The sequence below is a fragment of the Variovorax sp. TLI9-5A genome (assembly GCF_056867935.1).
Genome location: NZ_CP200310.1, coordinates 1,835,638 through 1,856,926 on the forward strand (window position 1 = coordinate 1,835,638; position 21,289 = coordinate 1,856,926).

Sequence of the window (21,289 nt, forward strand, 5' to 3'; positions counted from 1 at the left end):
GGATCGCTTGTCGTCCGGAGGAAGGTGACGTGGTGCTCACTGCACGACGAAGATGTTGAACGAGACGCTGGAGATGCCCAGCTCGGGCGTTTCGGGCGTCAGCGGTGCGTTCAGCGCGGTGCGGATTTCCTCGGCCAGCCTGGCCTTGTCTTCCGGCGTGACCAGCGATTCGGGCGCGCGGTTCGACAGGTGCACCAGCAGCCGGCTGCGCAGCTCGGGCATGAACTCGACGATCTGCGCCTTGGCATGTTCGTCGCGAACGCGCAGGGCCATGCCGATCTGCAGGAAGCGGCTGCGGCCTTCGGACTGCAGGTTCACAGTCAGCGGGTCGAGCATGACGAAGATGGGCTTCTCGGGAACCGGCGGCTTGGTCGTCTCCGCGGAGGCGGCGCCCGTGAAGCGGGGCAGGAAGACGTATGCGGCGGCGCCGGCCGCGGCGAGAAGGCCGACGGCCAGCACGATCCCGATCAGCAGCTTCGGTGAGCGGCGCGGGGGCGGCAGCGAGGCGGAGGCCGGTGCGGCATTTGCGACAGATGTTGGGGGAGCCATGGTGAAGCGGTTTTTCTTGTCCGGTCTATTCTTTTCGAAGTCCCTCGCGGACGAACGGCCGAACAAGCGCACAAAGGCGTTTCATATCCGTTCATTGCAAGGCGCCGTTCAGGGTGGCGGCGTCGCGGGGGCGGAGGCGAAGGTGTGTTGCTGCGTGCCTTTGCGTCAAGCGAAGGTGTCCACGCCGGAGCGCGAGTTGGCGGCAGCGGCGGGGCGTGCGGCGGCGACGGGCGCGGCCGGCGCATTGGCCGTCGCACGGTCGGTGCCGGGGTAGGAGGCCGTGGCCTGCTGCCGCGCGGCGTTCTGCTGCTGGCTCTGCTGCTGTTGCTGCGCGAAGGCGGCGTCGTTGCCGCTGGGCTGGCGCGTCTCCGCGCCGACCGAGGCCTGGCCCAGCGTGATGCCCTGCTCCGACAGCGAATTGCGCAACTGCGGCAGCGCGGCCTCCACGGCCTTGCGCACGCTCTCGTGCGCCGAGACGAACATCGCCTGCGCCTGGTTGTCGCCCATCGACAGCGTGACCTTGAGCGGACCCAGGCCGGCCGGGTTCAGGTTGAGCTCGGCCGTGTGGTGCCCGCTGGCGCTCATGCGCAGCAGCTGCTGGCCCAGGGCCGGCGCCCATTTGTCGCTGCCGACTTCGGGTGCGATGGTGTGTGCCGGAGTGCGTGCGGCTGCCGTGGTGTCGTCTGCGCGATCCGGGGGAGATGCCGTCACCGAAGCCGGCTGCTGCAGCACGACGGGGTCCACCGTGGCCTGCGCGTCCGCGCCGTCGGCTGCGGTGACCGCCGGGCTCGCGGCGACAGCGGCCTTGGCTGCCTGCGCATCGGTGGCCGCCGCAGGTTGCGCCGCGCTCGCAAGCTGCTCGGCGGCGGTTGCGCTCACGGGTGCGCGCGATGTGACGCCACGACCCGTTGCGGCGGTGCCCACGGAGGGGCCTGCGGGGGCGGACACCGGCTTCGCGAACCCGACGGCCATGGTCTGTGCCGCGATGGCGGCGCGGGCGGCGTCGTGCAGCGATCCGGCGGGCGCTGCGTCCGCCTGCAGCGGTGCGGCCTGCGCGGCGGCTGCGGGGGGCTTCTGGGCGGCAGTTTCCTTCGCTGCCTTGGCGGCGACGGCGGCCTCGGTCGTGTCCTGGGCGTCGGTGGCGCCGGTGGCCGTGCCGGCTGCGGCCTTCGCCGAAAGCGCCTGCAAGGCCGGGGCCAGCGCGACGTCGGCCGTGGCATCGGCGGGCGCCGTCTTCGCAAGCGCGCCGGCCTCGCCTTCGCCAGCCTGTGCCGCCGAGCGGCCCACGAGCGTCAATGCGTGCAGCGGCGTGTTCGCCTGCGCGAGAAAGGCGAGGTTCGGATCGGCGAGCGGGGTGTCTTCGCTCTTCGTGTCTTCATCCGCGCCGGGCTTGCGCGCCGCCTTGCGGTCGACGGTGGCGGCATCCGAGATACCGTCCTTGGCGGCCGTGTCGGCATGGTTGCCGCCGTTGGCGCGCGAGCGCTCCAGCGCCGCGCCGAAGCTGAGGCCCTGCGCGTCGTCCGCGTCGCGCCCGCGCGAGGCGGTCTGCGCGGCGGCGGGCTGGACGGCGGCATTCGTCGTGACGGGGGGCATGATCATGGGAGGCATGTCGGTTCCTGCGTGCGGATGTTTTTCTCAAAGAGTCGGGTGCGAGGCGCGGTCGAAGAACTTGCGCGCCGCGCGCTCGTCGCTGTCGCGCTGCTCGCGCTTGGCCTCGGCCATCAGCTCCTGCATGCGCACGCGCTCGGCCAGCGTGTCGAAGGAACTCAGGCGGCGGCGCTGCTGCTGCCAGTCGTCGCGGCCGTGGTCCAGCCGGGTGCCGGTCTGCGCCGCGATGGCGCGCTGCTGCTCGATGGCGTTGTCCAGCGTGCCGAGGAAGTTGCGGTAGTTGCGCCACTGGGAGGAAGGCAGGCCGTCGCGCATCAGGGCGTCGAGCTGGTCGTGGTAGTCCTGACGGTACTGCAGCAGCAGATCGAGCTTCTGGCTGGCGTCCAGGTGCGCGTTCTGCAGCGCGCCGAGGCGCCGCGCGGCGTCGTCGGTCTGCGTGTGCGCCAGGTCGATCAGCATGCCGAGGGGGAGCTTGCGTGTCATCTTGTGCCTCTTTGCGGAGTGGGTGTGCGCGGCTCGCCTTCGAACAGGCTTTCCAGGCGGGCGATGGATTCGGCGTAGTCCGTGCGCTCGTCCATCGACTGCTGCAGGAAGCCTTCGATGCGCGGGTACATCGCGATCGCCTGGTCGAGCTGCAGGTCGTGGCCGGGTGCGTAGGCACCCACGCTGATCAGGTCGCGGTTGCGCTGGTAGCGCGAGAGCATCTGCTTGAAGCGGCGCACGGTGTCGAACTGCGAGGACGGGATCAGCGCCGTCATGGCGCGGCTGATCGAAGCCTCGATGTCGATGGCCGGGTAGTGCCCGGCCTCGGCCAGCGTGCGCGAGAGCACCACGTGGCCGTCGAGAATCGCGCGCGCCGAGTCGGCGATGGGGTCCTGCTGGTCGTCGCCTTCGGAGAGAACCGTGTAGAAGGCCGTGATGGAGCCGCCGCGCCCGTTCGCGTCGCGCGCGCCGTTGCCGGCGCGTTCGACCAGCGCGGGCAGCTTGGCGAACACAGATGGCGGATAGCCCTTGGTGGCGGGCGGCTCGCCCACGGCCAGCGCGATCTCGCGCTGCGCCATCGCGTAGCGGGTGAGCGAGTCCATGATGAGCAGCACGTCCTTGCCGCGGTCGCGGAAGTATTCGGCCAGGCAGGTCGCGTAGGCCGCGCCCTGCAGGCGCAGCAGCGGCGAGTTGTCGGCCGGCGCCGCCACCACCACCGCGCGGGCCAGGCCCTCTTCGCCCAGCGTGTTCTCGATGAAGTCCTTGACCTCGCGGCCGCGCTCGCCGATCAGGCCGACCACGATGACTTCGGCGCTGGTGTAGCGCGCCATCATGCCCAGCAGCACGCTCTTGCCCACGCCCGAGCCGGCGAACAGGCCCATGCGCTGGCCGCGGCCCACGGTGAGCATGCCGTTGATGGCGCGCACGCCCACGTCGAGCACCGAATCGATGGGCGCGCGCGTCAGCGGGTTCATGGGGGGCGAGCTCAGCGGCACCTTGCGCGCCATGTCGAGCGGGCCGAGGCCGTCGAGCGGCCGGCCGGCCGCGTCGACCACGCGGCCGAGCATGCCTTCGCCGACGGGCAGGCGCTTGGTGTGGGCGTTGCCGCCGCCGATGATTCCGGCCGCATCGGGCTCCGGCGCACCGGGGCGCGCATACACGCGCGCGCCGGGCAGCAGGCCCGCCACTTCGGTCTGCGACATCAAAAAGAGCCGATCGCCCGCGAAGCCGACCACTTCGGCTTCGGCATGCCGTTGCGCATGGCCCGGCGGCAGCTCGATCAGGCAATCGCTGCCCACGGGCAGCTGCAGCCCCACGGCCTCGAGAACCAGTCCCACGGCGCGCGTGAGCCGGCCCGATGCGATGGTGGTCTCGCAGCCGGCGACATTGGCGCGGGCTTTCTCGAGCGCGGCGAGCACCGACTGCAGATGGGGATTGGGCGCGGTGGCCTGCATCGTGGCTGTCATCGGGCTTCGGGCCTGCCGTCGGCGTCGCCATTGAGGGCGCCCGTCACGCGCTTCCAGCGCGTTTCCAGCGTGCCGTCGAGCTCGCCCGTGGCCGATTGCACGCGGCAGCCGCCGCGGGTGATGGCGTCGTCGGCGCGCATCTGCCAGCCGGCGGCTTCGATTTCTTCGCCCAGGCTGCTTCTCACCAGCGCCACGTCGTCGGGGTGCAGCAGCAGGCGCGGTTCGCCGCGCAGTGCGGGTTCGGTGTTCAGCAGGTCGCGCACCACGGGCAGCACCCATTCGGGCTCGGCCTTCAGCGTGCGGTGCACCACCTGGCGGGCCACGTCGAGCGCGAGCGCGAGCACGGCCTGCGAGAGCTCTTCCTCGGCGCGGCGCAATGCATCGGGCAGCGACTGGGCCAGCGTGCGCAGGCGTTCTGCATGCGCGCTCGCGGCCGCGAGGCCGGTGGCCAAGCCTTCGGTGTGGCCCACCTTGCGGCCTTCGGCAAGTCCGGCGGAGCGGCCCTCGGCTTCGCCGTCGATGCGGGCTTCCTTGCGGATACGCGCGAGATCGGCGAGGTCGATCCTGGGTGCGGGCGGCGGCGGTGGCGGAGCGGTGTTCCGGCGTTCGGCTGCCGTCTTGCGGGCGGCGGGTGTGGGCGTGCGAGGGCTGCCGTCGATGGTGCCCATCTCCCAGCGCTCCCATGCCGACAGCGCGGGCGGGCTGGGCGGCATGCGCTCGGTCCTCGGCCCGCCGGCGGCGTGGCGCGCGGCGGCATGGATGGCGGCGAGCCGCTCGCGCGATCCGGCGAAGTTGCCGAAGTTGTCGTTGGCGTCAGACGAACTCATCGGTGCCAGGCGTCGAGATCACGATTTCGCCGGCCTCCGCCAGTCGGCGGGCGACCTGCAGGATGGCCTTCTGTTCGGTTTCGACCTGCGACACGCGCACAGGTCCGCGCAGCTCCATGTCCTCGCGCAGCGTTTCGGCGGCGCGCTGCGACATGTTGTTGAGGAACTTGTCGCGCAGTTCCATCGGCGCGCCCTTGAGGGCGATGATGAGCGAGTCGCTCTCGATGTCCTTGAGCAGGCGCTGGATGCTGCGGTCTTCCAGGCCCAGCAGGTTCTCGAAGACGAACATCTCGTCGACGATGCGCTGCGCCAGCGCCTCGTCCTGCTCGCGCACGTGGGCGATGGCTTCTTCCTCCACGCTGGTGCTCATGAGGTTGACGATCTCGGCCGCGGTGCGCACGCCGCCCAGGCGGCTGCGGCGCAGGCCCTGGCCCGCGAGCATCTCGGTGAGCACGTCGGTCAGCTCGTTGAGCGCCGAGGGCTGCACGCCGCCGAAGGTGGCCACGCGCATGATCACGTCGTGGCGCAGCCGTGCCGGCAGCTTCTCAAGCACTTCGGAAGCCTTCATGCGGTCCAGGTGCACCAGCAGCGTCGCCAGGATCTGCGGATGCTCGTCGCGGATGAGCTCGGCCACCTCGCCGGCCTCGAGCTCGTTGAGCCGCTCGATGCCGCCGTGCGGCTCGTCGGGCTGCAGGATGTCTTCCAGCAAGTTGCTGGCGCGGTCCTCGCCCAGCGCCTTGCGCAGCACGGCGCGGATGTAGCTGGTCGAGCCCAGGTGCAGGGCCGAGAGCTGCTCGGTCTCGTGGCGGAACTCGGCCAGCACCTCGGCCAGCTCTTCCTTCGAGACGGATGTGAGCTTCGACATCGCGAGGCCCAGCGCCTGCACCTCGGAGGTAGGCAACTGGTGCAGCGCGGCCGCCGCGCGGTCTTCGCCCAGTGCCATCAGCAGGATGGCGCTCTTGCGTGTTCCCTGTTCGCTACTCATCGTTGTTCATCCAGTGCTGGATCAGCGCCGCCACCACCTTCGGATCCTTGTCGGCGGTCTGGTGGGCGTATTCCATGTCGGCCTTGCGGCGGTTTGCCTCGCGTTCGCGCAGGCTCTCCTCGGCGGAGGGGGCGTTCTCGTCCGGCGCCGCAGCAGCCACGAAGGCCGGGGCTTCCGGCGCGGCAGGCGCGGGCGGAGGCGCCAGGTGCTTGCGCATCAGCGGGCGCAGCACGGCGAACCAGGCGAAGAGCGCGAGCAGGGCGTACAGCAGGTACTGGCCGGCAGTCTTGGCGAGGTCGAGGCTCTCGCGGTCGCGCCAGAAGGGCACCTCGGGGGCGGGGGCGCTGTCGGCATCGCGGGCGAAGGCGCTGTTCACCACGTTGAGCGAGTCGCCGCGCTCCTGGCTGAAGCCCATGGCTTCCTTCGCGAGGTTGCGGATCTGCTCCAGCTCTGCCGGCGTCAGTGCGCGGCTGGCGGTCTTGCCCGCGGCATCCACCGCGTCGCGGTTGTTCACCACCACGGCGACCGACAGGCGCTTCACGCCGCCCGCAGCCTGCTGCACGTGGCGGATGGTGCGGTCGAGCTCGTAGTTGGTGGTGGTGTCCTTGCGCGAGCTGCTCGGGCCGGTGGGCGTGGTGCTCGTCGATGCGGTGGCCGCGCCGGGTGTTCCCGGTGCGCCGGGCGTTCCCGGAGCGGGCGGGGTACCCGGTGCGTTGGGCGCCCGCGGCCCGGTGATCGGCGCGGTCGGGTTCACCGGCGGCTGGTTCGACAGCGCGCCCGGCACGCCGCCGGGCTGTCCGCCGCCGTGCTGTGCCGACTCGCTGCTCTGCTGGCTGCGGATGGCGGCCTGCGTCGGGTCCTGGTTGGGCTTGTATTTCTCGTCGGTGTGTTCGACGACAGAGAAGTCGATGTCCGCCGCCACCTGCGCGCGCACGTTGTTCGCGCCCACGATGGGCTGCAGGATCGCCTCGATGCGGCGGATGTAGCCCTGCTCGATCTCCTGCGCATACTTGAGCTGGCTCACGTCCAGCCCGCGGTCGGCGCCGCGCGCGGAAGAAAGAAGGTTGCCGCGCTGGTCGACCACGGTGACGCTCTTGGCGTCGAGGTCGGGCACGCTGCTGGACACCATGTGCACGATGGCGCTGACCTGGCCTTCGTCGATGCTGCGTCCGCGCGCCAGTGCGAGCACCACCGAGGCCGAGGGCTTCTTCTGTTCGCGCACGAACAGCGATGGCTTGGGCAGCGCCAGGTGCACCCGGGCCGACTCGATCGCGCCGATGGATTCGATGGAGCGCGCCAGCTCGCCCTCGAGCCCGCGCTGGTAGTTGACCTGCTCCGCGAACTGGCTGGTGCCGAACTTCTGGTTGTCCATCAGTTCGAAGCCCACGCCGCCGGCCTTGGGCAAGCCTTGCGCCGCCAGCTTGAGGCGGGTCTCGGCCACCTTGTCGCCAGCGATGAGGATCGCCCCGCCGCCTTCGGCGAACTTGTAGGGCACGTTCATCTGCTGCAGCGACGCGATGATCGCGCCGCCGTCGCGGTCGGACACATTGGTATAGAGCACCTTGTATTCGGGTGCGCGGCTCCAGAGCATGAACGCGGCCACGGCGGCCACCACGGCGGCGCCGCCGATGATCAGCGGCAGCCGTGGCTGCGCGCGCAGGCGTTCCAGGAGCGGGAGCGGGCCGTCGCCGGCCGGGGGCAGCGCGCCCGCGGGCGCAGCCGTGCTCATGGATGCACCCTCGTCGCGGCCATTGCCATGGTGGGAGAGGAATTTCGGTTTAGAGATTTCATTCCGGATGGCCGGTGATGTCGTCCGCGGCCTGTTCGTTTCGCGGACGATTGTCAGCAGTCACCCGGAATTCGAATGGCCGAACAGCCGGGGTTTTCGCCCTCAGTTGAGCGCTTGAATCGGGGTCTTCCCTTGATACGCTGCAAGCCAGCCGGAGAGCCTTTGCTCCTCCGTGTCAAGTCACGCAGAAGTGTTCAGACAAACAATAGGAAGAGGATCACCATGTCCATCAGCGCCATCGAATCGGTCCTGCAGCAGATGCGGGCCACAGCGGTCCAGACGGGCATCGCGCCGCAGGCGGCCGCCCCGGCCGAAGCCGGCGGCTTCGCGGCCGAGCTCAAGCGCTCGCTCGCCAATATCAGCGGCGCCCAGCAGCAGGCCTATGCGCAGGCCGAGTCCTTCGAGCTGGGCAAACCCGGCATCGCGCTCAACGACGTGATGGTCGACATGCAGAAGGCGAACGTCGCCTTCCAGACCGGACTGCAGGTGCGCAACCGGCTGGTGACCGCCTACCAGGAAGTGATGAACCTGCAGGCCTGAGGGTGAACGGGTGATGTGGATAGGGGCACGCAACTTTTTCGTGCATGCCCCCTAAAGGTTCGCAGGACCCCGCCGATAACCAAGTCAACGATGGCTTGAGTCTCTAAGTGGAAGCGGGTCCAGCGTTACGGCCAAAAGCCGGAGTCCACAACCTTTTTTCATCAATCAGGAGTCGAACATGGCGCAAGTCATCAACACGAACAGCCTCTCTCTCATCACGCAGAACAACCTCAACAAGTCGCAGTCGGCGTTGAACAGCGCCATCGAGCGCCTGTCCTCGGGCATGCGCATCAACAGCGCCAAGGACGACGCTGCCGGCCAGGCCATTGCCAACCGCTTCACGGCCAACATCAAGGGCCTGACGCAAGCAACGCGCAATGCCAACGACGGCATCTCGATCGCCCAGACGACCGAAGGCGCGCTGACCGAAGTCAACAACAACCTGCAGCGTATCCGCGAACTGTCGGTGCAAGCCGCCACGGGCACGAACTCGGCCAGCGATCTGGACTCGATCCAGTCGGAAATCGGCCAGCGCCTGGACGAAATCAACCGCGTGTCGGACCAGACCCAGTTCAACGGCGTGAAGGTCCTCTCGGCCAACGCCGGCAAGCTCACCGTGCAAGTCGGCTCGAACGATGGCGAAACCATCGACATCGACCTGCAGGAAATCAGCGCCAAGACCCTGGGTCTGGACGGCTTCAACGTCAACAACACCGGCTCGAAGAACAAGACCGCGACGGCCTCCGACCTGCTGGTCGCCGGCTTCACCGCTGGTGCGACGACCAACGGCATCACGGCCTACAGCCGCACGCTGACCGCCGCCGCCAACGGCGCCACGGCCAACGACGTGCTGGCGAAGATGCAGGACGGCGGCACGGTCACCATGACCGGCGGCGCAACCTACACCTACAGCGCAGCGACCAAGAGCTACACCGCCACGGAAGCCACTCGCAGCCAGGCCAACACCCTCGCTTCGCTGACCCCGGCCGCCGGCACCAGCGTGACCGCCACGGTCAAGCTCGGCAACCGCTCGATGGACGTCAAGATCGACAGCAACGGCACCATGACCGACGCCGCTGACGGCTCGGCCCTGTACCTCGATGCTTCGAAGAACCTGACCAAGACCGGCGCCGGTGCGACGAGCGCCGCCACCCTGTCGGCAGTGCTCGAGCAAGCCACCGGCATGTCCGCCGCTGGCGATTCGATCACCATCGGCGCAACCGGCGCTTCGTACACCGTGGTGACGGCAGCCGCCGGCGCCAGCACCTTCGCGGTTGCAGGCGAGCGCGCCACGGCCGACCAGGTCGCAGCGAAGATCAACGCTGGTGCAGGTTCCATCGACATCGACGGCGGTGGCGCTACCGCTGCCTACGCAGTGGCTGCAGCCGGCGGTGCCGTGACCGGCGCCTACATCGGCGTGAGCGGCCTGACGACGACCGCCGCCGAATCGATCAACCTGAACGCCAATGGCGTGGTGACCGATTCGCAAGGCAGCACGGTGTACGCCGATTCCACCAAGCCGGGCAAGCTGACGACCAACGCCGTGAGCGACGCCAAGTCGACCGTGGATCCGCTGAAGGCACTCGACGCCGCTCTGTCGAAGGTCGACAAGCTGCGCAGCTCGCTGGGCGCGGTGCAGAACCGTTTCGACTCGGTGATCGCCAACCTCGGCACCACGGTGACCAACCTGTCCTCCTCGCGTTCGCGCATCCAGGACGCCGACTATGCGGTCGAAGTGTCGAACATGACGCGCGCCCAGATCCTGCAGCAAGCCGGTACCTCGGTGCTGTCGCAGGCCAACCAGACCACGCAAGGCGTGCTGTCGCTCCTGCGTTGATCGAAGGAGTCTGACCAGAGGTAAAGGAAATGCCGGGGCTCTTCCGCAAGGGCGGCTCCGGCCGGTGCAGGCCTGTGGCGCGAGCCGCGAGTGCCTGCCCTGTCCTCTGCGGCCATGCCCATCGGCGAGGCCGCAGAGGACAGGAAACCCAGCAAGACAAGGTGGAAATGATGTTGAACCCCGTGCCTGCAAATTCCGCGACGGAAAGCCCTTGGGCGCAGCTGCTTCGCGGCGGCGCCGCGGCTGCAGGCGCGCGCGGCGCGGTTGCCGACTCGAAGGGCGGTGCCGATGCGAAGGACGAGGCGACGCCGGTGCAGGTAGAGCAGGCGGTGCGCCAGGCCAACGAGGTGCTCGCGGTGCGCGAGGTCGGTGTGCGCTTCGAGGTCGACAAGGACACCGAGATGCTGATCGTCAAGGTGGTGGACAGCTCCAGCGGCGAGGTCATCCGCCAGATTCCCAACGAGGAAGCGGTGCGCATCGCGAAGCTGATGAACGACGGCAACGGCCTGCTGGTGGACCAGGCGGCCTGAGGTCGCATCAGGCACGCATACACGAAGCGCATCCATCCAGATTCAAGAAAGCATAGACATGGCAACCATCAGCAGCCTCGGCGTCGGCGCTAATCTCGACCTCGCCTCCCTGCTCACGCAGCTCGAGACCGCCGAGAAGCAGCCCATGGTGGCGCTGCAGGCCAGGGCCAAGAGCTACACGAGCAAGCTGTCGGCCTACGGCACGATCCAGAGCGCGCTCGCCACGCTGCAGACGGCCGCCAAGAAACTGGGCGACCCGACGCTGTTCCAGAGCGTGACCGGCACGCCGACGGTCAGCGGCATTCTTTCCGCGACCTCCACGGATTCGAGCGCGGCAGGCAACTACACCATCGACGTTTCGCAACTTGCGCAGGCGCAGACCGTGGTCACCGCGGGGCAGGCCAGTTCCAAGACCGCGATCGGCAACGGCAAGATCACCATCGACTTCGGTGCGATTACCGGCGGCACGCTCGATCCGGCGACCGGCAAGTACACCGGCGCTACCTTCACCGCCGATGCGAGCCAGCCGGCCAAGTCGATCACCATCGATCCGACCAACAACACGCTCGAAGGCATTCGCAACGCGATCAACGGCGCCAATGCCGGCGTGACGGCTTCCATCGTGAATGACGGCAGCGGCGCGCCCAACCGGCTGGTGCTGACCTCGACGCAGACCGGCGACAAGTCGAGCATGCGGATCTCGGTCGACGGCGACGCGACGCTGCAGGGCCTGCTGAACAACGACCCGGCCGGCACGCAGAACCTGAAGCAGACCTCGACGGCGCAGAACGCGAAGCTCAACGTCAACGGCATCGACATCACGAGCTCGACCAACACCGTGAAGGAAGCCATCCAGGGCGCCACGCTGACGCTGGTGAACACCGGCAAGACGGGGCTCTCGATGAAGGAGAACACGGCCAGCGTGGCAACGGCCATCAACGATTTCGTGAAGGCCTACAACAGCCTGCAGAGCACCGCCAAGACGTTGACCGCATACGACGCCGACACCAAGACCGGTGCCGCGCTGGTGGGCGACACCACGCTGCGCAACCTGCAGACGCGCATCCGCCAGGCACTCACCACGCCGCAGTCCGGCGGCACGAACGACATGAAGGTGCTGACCGAGATCGGCGTGTCCTTCCAGAAGGACGGCACCCTGGCCGTGGATTCCGCCAAGCTGGAAAAGGCGCTGGCCAACAACCTCAAGGGCGTGGCGAACCTGTTCTCCAGCGCCACCGGCAGCAAGGCCGGCTACGGCAAGCAGATCGACGCACTGGTGGACGACGTGACCAAGGGTGCGCTGAAGGTGGCCAGCGACGGCGTGACGGCGACCATCAAGGAGCTCGACACGCAGTACGACGCGATGCAGCTGCGCGTGGATGCGACGGTGGACCGCTACCGCAAGCAGTTCAACCAGCTGGACGTGCTGGTCAACAAACTGAACAACACCAAGAACTACCTCACGCAGCAGTTCGAGGCGCTGTCGAGCCAGACCAAGTAAGGCGCAGCACGCGCAAAGAGACCCGGAGCATCAGCCGATGTACACCCCCCACAACATGCGCACCGGTGCCGGCGCCTATGCACGCCTCGGTGTGGAAACCAGCGTGATGAGCGCGTCGCCGCACCAGCTCATCACGATGCTGTTCGACGGCGCGAAGACTGCCATAGGCATGGCGCGCCACCACATGGCGGCCGGCGATACCGAGGCCAAGGGCAACGCGATCTCCAAGGCCATCGGCATCGTCGACAACGGCCTGAAGGCCGGGCTCGACGCCCAGGCGGCCGGCGAAGCAGGCGCCGAGCTGGTGGGCAACCTGTCGGCGCTGTACGACTACGTCGTGCAGCGGCTGTTCCGCGCCAATCTGCACAACGACGTGCAGGCCCTGGACGAGGCCGACCGGCTGCTCGAGAACGTCGCTTCCGCGTGGCGGGAGATCGACGACCGGGCTCGTGGCTGAAATGCAACCGCAAGAGAAACAGGAAAACATGGCATTCCGGAGTGAGGTCGTTCATTGCTACGAAGAGCTGGCCACCGGCATCGCGTCGATGCTGGTGCTGGCACGCGCCAAGGAGTGGGGCCAGCTCCCTGCGCTCGAAGCCCGCTGCTCGGCGATGGTGGAGCGCCTGCGGGCCATCGAGCCCCATGAGATGCTGGACGCGACGCAGGTGGAGCATGTGCTCGACCTGCTGGAGCGCATCCGTTCCGATCAGGCCGAGGTGTCGGGCCTCATCAAGCCGCAGCTCGAGGATCTGATCAGCCGCATGGGGTATCTCACGCAGCAGAAGAACCTCGGCAGGGCTTACGGGCCGCCGCACTGAGCGGGCCCGCCGATCGAACGCGACTCGCTGAAGAAACCGCACCATGACCGTCATCGCCGGACTGCTCGACGCGCTGCTGGCCGCAAGGCTCACGCCGCGGCTGGACGTGCTCGGCATCAAGCCCGAGGCCACCATCGGTGCGCCCGGGCCGGCGGTGGCGATCGGCAAGGTCGAGAACGATGTGCGGCTGCTTTCCAATGCCGCGCTCGACAGGCAGATTCCGGGTGCTGCGGCCGGTGGAACGGCGCATGCGGGGGCGGGTGCCCCGCCTTCGATGGAGGCGCGGCTGTCGGTGGCGGCGCGCGTCATCGGCGCCGTGCTGGCCGACCTGCAGGCACAACCCGGTCCGGTGCGCGGCGCCGTGCCCCTGATGTCTTCGCGCGCGCAGCCGGTGAACGCTGCGGCGCTGGCTGGCACGCTGGCGCAGACGGTGTCGGACAGCGGACTCTTCTATGAGTCGCACCTGGCGTCGTTCACGGCGGGTGGCCGTTCGCTCGCGCAGATGAAGCAGGAGCCGCAGGCGCAATGGGCCGTGCCGGTGATCGCGAAGGCGCAGGCGAGTGCGCTGGTTGCATCGGCGATCGTGGCTGCTGGTCCGGCGGCGGTGATTGCCGATTCGCCGGACGCGCTGCCTTCGCTCGTGGCGCAAGTCCAGGTGCCGATGCTGCAGGGCGGCGAAGTCCGCACGGCGAACCTTGCCGCGCCACAGGCGTCGGCTGCAGATGCGCAACCTCGGGACGCCGGTCACTCCTCTTCTCAAGGCAAACCGCAGACTCTGGAACAACAAGCCGCGACGAATGATGCTGCCCGGGTGCAGGCCGCATATCGCCAGCCCGGGAGCGCGTCGCCCGGCGGCACGCTCGATTCGATGCCCGCGCACCGCGCGAGCGAATCCGCGCGCCAGGCCGACGGTGCCGCAGCCCTGCCGCCATCGCGCGCCGCCGAAGTGATTCATCCGCAGGCCATCACGCTGGTGCACCAGCAGCTCGACCTGCTGGCCAGCTCCGTCTTCCGCTGGAACGGCCACGCCTGGCCCGACGTGCCGATGAGCTGGACCGTCGAGGAAGAACAGCAGGCGCAGCCCGATGCGCGCGGCGTGGCGACAGAAGAAGAGGGCGCGCGCCGGTGGTCGACCACGGTGTCGCTGGAGCTGCCGAAGCTCGGCGAGGTCGATCTGCGGCTGAGCCTGGACGGCCAGGCCGTGCAGGCGCATCTGTTCGCGCGCGAGGCTTCGACCATGGCGCGCCTGCGCGGCGACACCGGCCGGCTCGCGAAGCGCTTCGACGCAGCGGGCCTGCAGTTGCAGCAGGTGCTGGTCGCCGAGAAGGAGGCCGCATGAGCGCCGCGCCGGGCCGCCCCAAGCAAGCTCGCACCGCAGTGCGAAGCACGGAGGTATTCCAATGAGCGCCGCGCCGGGCCGCCCCAAGCAAGCTCGCACCGCAGTGCGAAGCACGAAGGTATTTCAATGAGCGAGGTGCTCGACAACCGCAACAGCGCCGTCGCACTGTCGTACGCGGACAAGACGCGGGCGCCTGTCGTCGTGGCCAAGGGTTATGGCGTGGTCGCTGAATCGATCATGCGCGAGGCGCGCGAGCACGGCCTGTACGTGCACTCGTCGGCCGACCTCGTGAAGCTCCTGATGCAGGTCGACCTGGACCGGCAGATCCCGCCGCAGCTGTATCTGGCGGTGGCCGAGGTGATGGCGTGGATCTACCGCCTCGAGGGTCGCGAAGGCGACTAATTGACCAGATGGACCAATGTGAAATCATGGATCGGGAAATTCACCAAAACGGTCTTTCATCGGGTCGAAATAAACCCATAGTCTTTCTTAATTCGATGTTGCATGCGAATAAATTCATGCATTTTTTGGTGATGCATGAAACATTTGTTACCCAAACTTCTGACACCTGTAAACCCGCGCTCTCCACTCGGAGATGAGGGGCATCGTGTCAGACACCTCCTACATTTTTTATCCTGCTGTCATACAAAACACTTCAACATGTAAAACTTTGTGTATATAATGTATACACGATTGTTAGGAGCACGAAGTGAGCTTTGAATCGGAAATGGGATCAGACATGGAAAACGTCAACATCAGCGCCAACGGCGTGATTTCGAGGGAAATCGGCGAGATAAATCTGGCCTATATGCTGCTGGCTCAGAAGCTGGTGAAGCAGGACCGGGCCGAGGCCATGTTCCGTCTCGGCGTGGGCCGTGAACTGGCCGATCTGCTGGCGAACATGTCGCTCAGCCAGATCGTGAAACTGGCTGCATCGAACTTCCTGCTGTGCAGCTTCCGGCTGGACGACCGCCCGATGTTCGCGGTGGTCGGCGAGGGCAAGGAGCCCGCGCTGCAGCAGGCGCACATGTCGATCCTGATGGCCGCGCGCCAGGCGCAGGCCCAGTCGCAGGCGCAGATGCGCGGAGCGAGCGCGGCGTGACCGGCAAGAGCGTCCTGGGCGAGGTGCGGCAGGTCCAGCTTGCGATCGAGCTGATCGGGCTCGGCGCGCGCCTGCAGTTCCTGGAGGCCGCGGTCACGCTGAGCCGCGAGCGGCTGATCCGCCTCTACAAGGAACTCAAGGGCGTTTCTCCGCCCAAGGGCCTGCTGCCGTTCTCCACCGACTGGTACATGACGTGGCTGGCCAACATCCACTCGTCGATGTTCTACAACATCTACCGCTTCATGCTCGACGAGGCGGACGAGAACGAACTGCCGGCGCTCATCAAGGCCTACCGCCTCTACACGCAGCAGGTCGAGGCCAACGGCGGCGAGGTGGTGCTCGACTTCACCCGTGCCGAGACCATGGTCCGCTTCTTCGACAGCGACATGCTGCAGCTGAGCACCTGCTGCCGGTGCGGCGGTCATTTCGTGGCGCATGCGCACGACAACAAGAACGGATATGTGTGCGTGCTGTGCCGGCCGCCTTCGCGCGCGGGCAAGGCACGCAAGCCCAAGGCGACCGAGCGCCGGCGCGGCGGGCTTGTCGCCGTGGCGCCGGTCATGGACATCGGCGGCGCCGTCTAGGAAGAGTGCCCCGCCGGCGGCCATGGCCGCCAGGGGTTTGTTGATTCGACGCCCGCTGGGCGATAGGGGAAGCGCGTGCTGGTACTGGTTGGATATCTCGTGGTGATCGGTGCCGTCTTCGGTGGCTACGGCCTCATGGGCGGGCACTTCGGCGTCCTGTTCCAGCCGGTCGAACTGCTCATGATCGGCGGCTCCGCGCTGGGCGCCTTCATCGCCGGCAACAACGGCAAGACCATCAGGGCCACCATCAAGGAACTGCCGCTGCTGCTGCGCACTTCCAAGCACAACCGCCAGCTCTACATGGACCTGCTCGCGCTGCTGTACGAGCTGCTCGCCAAGGCCCGCAAGGAAGGCATGATGAAGCTGGAGACCGACGTGGAAGACCCCAGCCAGAGCGAGATCTTCACGCGTTACCCGAGCATCATGGCGCACGAGGGCATCACCGTCTTCCTGTGCGACTACCTGCGCCTGGTCATCAGCGGCAACACCGACGCGCACGAGATCGAGGCGCTGATGGACCACGAGATCGAAACCATCCGCCACGAGGCCGCGGTGCCCGGCCACAGCCTCTCGCGCGTGGGCGACGCGCTGCCCGCGCTGGGCATCGTCGCGGCCGTGATGGGCGTGGTGCACGCACTCGGCTCCGCCAACCTGCCGCCTTCCGAGATGGGCGCGCTGATCGCGCACGCGATGGTGGGCACCTTCCTCGGCGTGCTGCTGGCCTACGGCTTCGTGTCGCCGCTGGCCTCGCTGATCGAGCAGAAGGTGGAAGAGGGCATGAAGATCTACCAGTGCGCCAAGGTCACGCTGCTGGCCAATCTCAACGGCTATGCACCCCAGCTCGCGGTGGAGTTCGGCCGCAAGGTGCTGTTCTCGACCGAGCGCCCCTCGTTCACCGAGCTGGACGACCACGTCCGCGAGGTCAAGGCGCGCTGACGCGCCCATCGCACGAAGCAACGAGCGATCATGAGCGACGAGAAGCCCCGGGTCATCTTCAAGCACGTCCACAAGGGCAAGCACGGCGGCGCGCACGGCGGCGGCTGGAAGATCGCCTATGCCGACTTCATGACGGCCATGATGGCCTTCTTCCTCGTGATGTGGCTGCTCTCCATCTCCAGCACCAAGCAGCGCGAAGGCATCGCCGAGCACTTCCGCATGCCGCTGCGCGTGGCGCTGACCGGCGGCGACAAGTCCAGCCTCAGCACCAGCATGATTCCCGGCGGAGGCGCCGACCCGGTCCACGTCGAGGGCGAAGTCAAGCTCACCGAGACCGCCAGCGAGGACGAGGCCGACGCGAGCCGCCTCGTCGAGATGAAGAAGAAGCTCGACGAGCTGATCGAGAAGAGCCCGGTGTTCCAGCAGTTCCGCTCGCAGATCCTCATCGACATCACCACCGAGGGCCTGCGCCTGCAGATCGTCGACACCGAGAACCGCCCGATGTTCGAGCTGGCGAGCGCTCGCGTGGTGCCCCACATGCGCGCCATCCTGCGCGAACTCGCGCCCGCGCTCAACGGCCTGCCCAACAAGATCACGCTGTCGGGCCACACCGACGCCATCGTCTACACCAACGACCGCTCCTACGGAAACTGGGAGCTGTCGTCCGACCGCGCCAACGCATCGCGGCGCGAGCTCGTGGCCGGCGGCATGACCGACGGCAAGGTGCTGCGCGTGATCGGGCTGGCCGACAGCATGCACCTGGACAAGGCCGATCCGCGCAACCCGATCAACCGGCGCATCAGCATCATCCTGCTCAACCACCGCACCCAGGAGCGCATCGAGCGCGAGAACAGCGTGGAGCCCGTCGGCGGGCTGCGCATCGGCAAGGCGGCCGCGAAGGCGGACTGAGCGAACCCACGACAGCAGACGGCACAACAACAAGAACCACACAAAGACACGAGATGGACCTCAGTCAATTCACCCAAGCCTTCTTCGTCGAAGCCATCGAACTGCTCGCCGAGATGGAGCAGCTCCTGCTGGAGCTCGACGTCGACGCCCCCGACAGCGAACAGCTCAACGCCATATTCCGCGCGGCGCACTCCATCAAGGGCGGCGCAGCGACTTTCGGTTTCACCGCCCTGACCAACACCACGCACGTTCTCGAGTCGCTGCTGGACCGCGCCCGCCACGGGCAGCTGCGTCTGACCGGCCGGATGATCGATGCATTCCTGGAAACGAAGGACGCCTTGCAAGAACAACTCACCGCCTACCAGGCCGGTAATGAGCCGGACCCGGACATGGTCGCGCACATCTGTGGCGTGCTTCAGCAACTCGCGCTCGAAAGCGGCGATGCAAGCGCCGCTGCGGCTCCCCCGCCAGCCCCTGCGCCCGCACCGGTGGCTGCGCCCGAGCCCGTGGCGGCACCGGCCGATGCCGGCAGCGGCAACGGTGGCGGCGCACTGCGCATCCGCTTCGCGCGCCTGTCGGAGAGCGAAGGCGAGCTGCTGACCGGCGAACTGGCCAACCTCGGCAACGTGCTGTCGCGCACGCGCAGCAACGACCAGCTCACCGTGCTGCTGGAAACCACCTGCTCGCCCGACGACATCGTCGCGGTCTGCTGCTTCGTCATCGACGAGTCGCAGATCGACATCACGCATGAAGCCGTTGCAGCGGCTCCGGCGGCTCCCGCGGAAGCCCCGGCGCCGGCGGCCGCGCCCGAGCCGGCCCCGCAAGTGGAAGCCTTGAAGCCGCAGGCCGCACCGGCTCCAGCCTCCGCCGCGGCCGCCGCATCGTCGGCCGTCGCCAAGGAGTCCAGCTCCATCCGTGTCGACGTCGAGAAGGTCGACCAGCTCATCAACCTCGTGGGCGAACTCGTCATCACGCAGTCGATGCTCACGCAGGCCGCGACCATGCTCGACCCGGTGGCCTACGAGCGCTTCCTGAGCGGCCTGGGCCATCTGGAGCGCAACGCGCGCGACCTGCAGGAATCGGTCATGTCCATCCGCATGATGCCGATGGACTACGTGTTCAGCCGCTTCCCGCGCGTCATCCGCGACGTGAGCGCCAAGCTGGGCAAGCAGGTTCGCCTGGACACCTACGGCAAGGAGACCGAGCTCGACAAGGGCCTGATCGAACGCATCGTCGACCCGCTCACGCACCTGGTGCGCAACAGCCTCGACCACGGCATCGAGACGCCCGACGTGCGCCTGGCCAAGGGCAAGGACGCCACCGGCCAGCTGCTGCTGTCGGCGCAGCACCACGGCGGCAACATCGTGATCGAGGTGAGCGACGACGGCGGCGGCCTCAACCGCGAGCGAATCCTCGCCAAGGCGATGCAGCAGGGGCTGCCGGTCAGCGAAACCATGCCCGACGACGAGGTGTGGCAGCTCATCTTCGCGCCCGGCTTCTCCACCGCCGAGCAGGTCACCGACATCTCGGGCCGCGGCGTGGGCATGGACGTGGTCAAGCGCAACATCCAGGAAATGGGCGGCCATGTCGAGATCCACTCGCGCGGCGGGCAGGGCACGACCACGCGCATCGTGCTGCCGCTCACGCTGGCCATTCTCAACGGCATGTCGGTGAAGGTGGGCAGCGAGGCCTACATCCTGCCGCTGAGCTACGTCATCGAATCGCTGCAGCCGTTGCCGGAGCACCTGCATTCCATCACCGCCGACGGCCACGTGATCCGCGTGCGCGGCGAATACCTGCCGCTCATCGAGCTGCACCGCGTGTTCGACGTGGCCGGTGCGCAGACGCACCCCACGCAGGGCATCCTGGTGATCGTGCAGGCCGACGACAGCCGCTTCGCGCTGCTGGTGGACGAGCTGCTCGGCCAGCACCAGGTGGTGGTGAAGAACCTCGAGACCAACTACCGCAAGGTGCCCGGCATCTCCGCCGCGACCATCCTCGGCGACGGCAGCGTGGCTTTCATCATCGACGTGGGCGCCATGCCGCGCATCCAGCGCGCGCAGGCCGCGAGTGCGGCCGCGCTCGCGGGCGCGGCCCGGAGGACCGACGCCATTGCACTCTGACACCCGACGGAGACAGCTGAATGCGGTTTGATTTCTTCCGTCGCGCTTCCGAAGACGCCGGCGCCGACACGGACGCTTCCCCGCAGACCGAGGCGGGCTGCGAAGGCCATGTGGCCTACGCGATGCTGCTCGACGCGCAGCGGCGCGTCATCGGCTATCGCATGGGGTGGCGTGCCACTGGCGCGGACTCCAGGGCGTCCGGTGCCGCAGGCGTCAAGGCGCTCATGGACACGCTCGCCATGCACCTCAACCCGGGCGGCGACGGCTGGTTGCTGGGCTCGCAGCTGCTGTTCGTCGACGTGACGGTCGACGCGCTCTTCCAGAGCGAGCTGCAATCGCTGCCGCCGCAGCAGGTGGTGCTGTGCATGCAGGCGGACGAGCTGATGGACGCCGACTTGCGCTCCATCGTGCTGTTCCTGCGTGAGCAGGGCTTCGGCTTCATGCTGTGCGGCGGCACCGAGATGCCCGAAGACCCGGAGCTGCGCTCCATCGTCACTCACCTCGAAGTCGGCGCGAACGATGCCGACACCGTCGAGCGGCTGCGGCAGGACGCGCAACTGGGCCACCCGCCGGTGGAGCCGGTCGCTTCGCGCGTGGAAGACTGGACCGAGTTCGACGCCTGCGCGTCGCGGCGCGTGAACGTGTTCATCGACGGCGCGTTCCGCAACCCGCCGGTGCTCGAGACCGAAGACGCGCTGCAGCCCGAGTCGCTGCTGATCGTGCAGCTGATGCAGATGCTTCAGCGCAACGAAGACCTGCGCGTGATCGAGGCTGCGCTCAAGCACGACGCCGCGCTCACCTACCGCCTGTTGCGCTACATCAATTCGCCCGCGGTGGGCATGGCGGTGGAAATCCACTCGCTGCGCCACGCGGTCGCCATGCTCGGTTACTCGCCGCTGTACCGGTGGCTTTCGCTGCTGCTGGCCACCAGCAACAAGGCCGGATCGCCCTACATGATGAAGAAGGCCATCCTGCGCGGACGCTTCGTCGAGCTGGTGGGGCAGGGCATGCTGCCCGCCAGCGAGGCCGACAACCTGTTCGTGGCCGGCATGTTCTCGCTGCTCGACCAGTTGCTGGGCGTGTCGATGGAAGGCGTGCTGCGCAAGGTGCAGCTTACCGAGGCGGTGCAGCAGGCCATTCTTTCGCGCGGGGGCCTGTACGGTCCCTTCGTGGCGCTCGCCGAAAGCTGCGAGCTCGACGACGGGCAGGCGGCGCGCCTGTCGGAAGCGCTGTTCCTGAGCCCGGCGCAGGTCAACGCCGCGCAGCTCTCGGCGCTGGTGTGGGCGCAGGACGCCAGCCCGGCCGCGGGCGAGCCATGAAGCGCACGAGGCCCGACGAGATGCGGAAAGTGCGGAAAGCGCGG

The 21,289-nt window shown here is 67.8% G+C and carries 21 protein-coding genes; 14 read left to right on the forward strand and 7 right to left on the reverse strand.

Annotation, left to right across the window (positions count from 1 at the left end):
• Window positions 1-36: 36 nt before the first annotated feature.
• From fliL to fliF, 7 genes are all read right to left on the reverse strand, one after another.
• Complete coding sequence (gene fliL / locus AC1VNX_RS08995) at window positions 37-549, reverse strand: flagellar basal body-associated protein FliL (RefSeq protein ID WP_483156382.1); 513 nt, start codon at window positions 547-549, stop codon at window positions 37-39.
• Between the two features lie 165 nt (window positions 550-714).
• Complete coding sequence (locus AC1VNX_RS09000; protein ID WP_483156383.1) at window positions 715-2,148, reverse strand: flagellar hook-length control protein FliK; 1,434 nt, start codon at window positions 2,146-2,148, stop codon at window positions 715-717.
• A 36-nt stretch (window positions 2,149-2,184) separates the two neighbouring features.
• Window positions 2,185-2,640, reverse strand: coding sequence for a flagellar export protein FliJ (fliJ, locus tag AC1VNX_RS09005; protein WP_483156384.1), 456 nt, complete (start codon window positions 2,638-2,640; stop codon window positions 2,185-2,187).
• Complete coding sequence (gene fliI / locus AC1VNX_RS09010; protein WP_483156385.1) at window positions 2,637-4,106, reverse strand: flagellar protein export ATPase FliI; 1,470 nt, start codon at window positions 4,104-4,106, stop codon at window positions 2,637-2,639. The genes fliJ and fliI overlap by 4 nt, the downstream gene beginning before the upstream one ends.
• Window positions 4,103-4,933, reverse strand: a complete 831-nt coding sequence (gene fliH / locus AC1VNX_RS09015; RefSeq protein WP_483156386.1) for a flagellar assembly protein FliH — start codon at window positions 4,931-4,933, stop codon at window positions 4,103-4,105. Before fliH ends, fliI begins: the two co-directional genes overlap by 4 nt.
• Window positions 4,920-5,918: a flagellar motor switch protein FliG gene (gene fliG, locus AC1VNX_RS09020; protein WP_483156387.1), complete on the reverse strand. Its 999-nt coding sequence runs from the start codon at window positions 5,916-5,918 to the stop codon at window positions 4,920-4,922. Before fliG ends, fliH begins: the two co-directional genes overlap by 14 nt.
• The gene (fliF, locus tag AC1VNX_RS09025) at window positions 5,911-7,647 is read right to left on the reverse strand and encodes a flagellar basal-body MS-ring/collar protein FliF (RefSeq protein WP_483156388.1); all 1,737 of its coding nucleotides are present in this window, start codon (window positions 7,645-7,647) and stop codon (window positions 5,911-5,913) included. Before fliF ends, fliG begins: the two co-directional genes overlap by 8 nt.
• Before the next feature lie 282 nt (window positions 7,648-7,929).
• Between fliF and fliE the strand changes: the two genes are divergently transcribed.
• The 14 genes from fliE to AC1VNX_RS09095 all read left to right on the forward strand — a co-directional run bounded on the left by fliE (window position 7,930) and on the right by AC1VNX_RS09095 (window position 21,245).
• A complete protein-coding gene (fliE, locus tag AC1VNX_RS09030; RefSeq protein ID WP_483156389.1) occupies window positions 7,930-8,247 on the forward strand; it encodes a flagellar hook-basal body complex protein FliE in 318 nt (105 codons plus the stop codon).
• A 178-nt stretch (window positions 8,248-8,425) separates the two neighbouring features.
• Window positions 8,426-10,084: a FliC/FljB family flagellin gene (locus AC1VNX_RS09035; protein ID WP_483156390.1), complete on the forward strand. Its 1,659-nt coding sequence runs from the start codon at window positions 8,426-8,428 to the stop codon at window positions 10,082-10,084.
• 167 nt (window positions 10,085-10,251) lie between these two features.
• The gene (locus AC1VNX_RS09040; protein ID WP_483156391.1) at window positions 10,252-10,614 is read left to right on the forward strand and encodes a flagellar protein FlaG; all 363 of its coding nucleotides are present in this window, start codon (window positions 10,252-10,254) and stop codon (window positions 10,612-10,614) included.
• 58 nt (window positions 10,615-10,672) lie between these two features.
• The gene (gene fliD / locus AC1VNX_RS09045) at window positions 10,673-12,115 is read left to right on the forward strand and encodes a flagellar filament capping protein FliD (protein WP_483156392.1); all 1,443 of its coding nucleotides are present in this window, start codon (window positions 10,673-10,675) and stop codon (window positions 12,113-12,115) included.
• Between the two features lie 37 nt (window positions 12,116-12,152).
• Window positions 12,153-12,572 (forward strand): flagellar export chaperone FliS, encoded by a 420-nt coding sequence (gene fliS, locus AC1VNX_RS09050; protein WP_483156393.1) that lies wholly within the window; start codon window positions 12,153-12,155, stop codon window positions 12,570-12,572.
• Between the two features lie 28 nt (window positions 12,573-12,600).
• Complete coding sequence (locus tag AC1VNX_RS09055; protein ID WP_483156394.1) at window positions 12,601-12,933, forward strand: flagellar protein FliT; 333 nt, start codon at window positions 12,601-12,603, stop codon at window positions 12,931-12,933.
• Between the two features lie 43 nt (window positions 12,934-12,976).
• A complete protein-coding gene (fliK, locus tag AC1VNX_RS09060) occupies window positions 12,977-14,272 on the forward strand; it encodes a flagellar hook-length control protein FliK (protein ID WP_483156395.1) in 1,296 nt (431 codons plus the stop codon).
• Between the two features lie 126 nt (window positions 14,273-14,398).
• A complete protein-coding gene (locus AC1VNX_RS09065; RefSeq protein WP_483156396.1) occupies window positions 14,399-14,674 on the forward strand; it encodes an EscU/YscU/HrcU family type III secretion system export apparatus switch protein in 276 nt (91 codons plus the stop codon).
• A 337-nt stretch (window positions 14,675-15,011) separates the two neighbouring features.
• Window positions 15,012-15,374, forward strand: coding sequence for a flagellar transcriptional regulator FlhD (gene flhD / locus AC1VNX_RS09070; protein WP_483156397.1), 363 nt, complete (start codon window positions 15,012-15,014; stop codon window positions 15,372-15,374).
• Complete coding sequence (gene flhC, locus AC1VNX_RS09075; protein WP_483156398.1) at window positions 15,371-15,958, forward strand: flagellar transcriptional regulator FlhC; 588 nt, start codon at window positions 15,371-15,373, stop codon at window positions 15,956-15,958. The genes flhD and flhC overlap by 4 nt, the downstream gene beginning before the upstream one ends.
• 75 nt (window positions 15,959-16,033) lie before the next feature.
• Window positions 16,034-16,894 (forward strand): flagellar motor stator protein MotA, encoded by an 861-nt coding sequence (gene motA, locus AC1VNX_RS09080; RefSeq protein ID WP_483156399.1) that lies wholly within the window; start codon window positions 16,034-16,036, stop codon window positions 16,892-16,894.
• A gap of 30 nt (window positions 16,895-16,924) precedes the next feature.
• Complete coding sequence (motB, locus tag AC1VNX_RS09085) at window positions 16,925-17,803, forward strand: flagellar motor protein MotB (RefSeq protein WP_483156400.1); 879 nt, start codon at window positions 16,925-16,927, stop codon at window positions 17,801-17,803.
• A 53-nt stretch (window positions 17,804-17,856) separates the two neighbouring features.
• Window positions 17,857-19,926 (forward strand): chemotaxis protein CheA, encoded by a 2,070-nt coding sequence (cheA, locus tag AC1VNX_RS09090; RefSeq protein WP_483156401.1) that lies wholly within the window; start codon window positions 17,857-17,859, stop codon window positions 19,924-19,926.
• A gap of 20 nt (window positions 19,927-19,946) precedes the next feature.
• Window positions 19,947-21,245: an EAL and HDOD domain-containing protein gene (locus AC1VNX_RS09095; protein WP_483156402.1), complete on the forward strand. Its 1,299-nt coding sequence runs from the start codon at window positions 19,947-19,949 to the stop codon at window positions 21,243-21,245.
• Window positions 21,246-21,289 lie beyond the last annotated feature (44 nt).

What these genes read in the sequence shown, in the direction of transcription:
- fliL (WP_483156382.1), bottom strand. Translation starts at nt 549, where the DNA reads ATGGCTCCCCCAACATCTGTCGCAAATGCCGCACCGGCCTCCGCCTCG.
- AC1VNX_RS09000 (WP_483156383.1), bottom strand. Translation starts at nt 2,148, where the DNA reads ATGATCATGCCCCCCGTCACGACGAATGCCGCCGTCCAGCCCGCCGCC.
- fliJ (WP_483156384.1), bottom strand. Translation starts at nt 2,640, where the DNA reads ATGACACGCAAGCTCCCCCTCGGCATGCTGATCGACCTGGCGCACACG.
- fliI (WP_483156385.1), bottom strand. Translation starts at nt 4,106, where the DNA reads ATGACAGCCACGATGCAGGCCACCGCGCCCAATCCCCATCTGCAGTCG.
- fliH (WP_483156386.1), bottom strand. Translation starts at nt 4,933, where the DNA reads ATGAGTTCGTCTGACGCCAACGACAACTTCGGCAACTTCGCCGGATCG.
- fliG (WP_483156387.1), bottom strand. Translation starts at nt 5,918, where the DNA reads ATGAGTAGCGAACAGGGAACACGCAAGAGCGCCATCCTGCTGATGGCA.
- fliF (WP_483156388.1), bottom strand. Translation starts at nt 7,647, where the DNA reads ATGAGCACGGCTGCGCCCGCGGGCGCGCTGCCCCCGGCCGGCGACGGC.
- fliE (WP_483156389.1), top strand. Translation starts at nt 7,930, where the DNA reads ATGTCCATCAGCGCCATCGAATCGGTCCTGCAGCAGATGCGGGCCACA.
- AC1VNX_RS09035 (WP_483156390.1), top strand. Translation starts at nt 8,426, where the DNA reads ATGGCGCAAGTCATCAACACGAACAGCCTCTCTCTCATCACGCAGAAC.
- AC1VNX_RS09040 (WP_483156391.1), top strand. Translation starts at nt 10,252, where the DNA reads ATGATGTTGAACCCCGTGCCTGCAAATTCCGCGACGGAAAGCCCTTGG.
- fliD (WP_483156392.1), top strand. Translation starts at nt 10,673, where the DNA reads ATGGCAACCATCAGCAGCCTCGGCGTCGGCGCTAATCTCGACCTCGCC.
- fliS (WP_483156393.1), top strand. Translation starts at nt 12,153, where the DNA reads ATGTACACCCCCCACAACATGCGCACCGGTGCCGGCGCCTATGCACGC.
- AC1VNX_RS09055 (WP_483156394.1), top strand. Translation starts at nt 12,601, where the DNA reads ATGGCATTCCGGAGTGAGGTCGTTCATTGCTACGAAGAGCTGGCCACC.
- fliK (WP_483156395.1), top strand. Translation starts at nt 12,977, where the DNA reads ATGACCGTCATCGCCGGACTGCTCGACGCGCTGCTGGCCGCAAGGCTC.
- AC1VNX_RS09065 (WP_483156396.1), top strand. Translation starts at nt 14,399, where the DNA reads ATGAGCGAGGTGCTCGACAACCGCAACAGCGCCGTCGCACTGTCGTAC.
- flhD (WP_483156397.1), top strand. Translation starts at nt 15,012, where the DNA reads ATGGAAAACGTCAACATCAGCGCCAACGGCGTGATTTCGAGGGAAATC.
- motB (WP_483156400.1), top strand. Translation starts at nt 16,925, where the DNA reads ATGAGCGACGAGAAGCCCCGGGTCATCTTCAAGCACGTCCACAAGGGC.
- cheA (WP_483156401.1), top strand. Translation starts at nt 17,857, where the DNA reads ATGGACCTCAGTCAATTCACCCAAGCCTTCTTCGTCGAAGCCATCGAA.
- AC1VNX_RS09095 (WP_483156402.1), top strand. Translation starts at nt 19,947, where the DNA reads ATGCGGTTTGATTTCTTCCGTCGCGCTTCCGAAGACGCCGGCGCCGAC.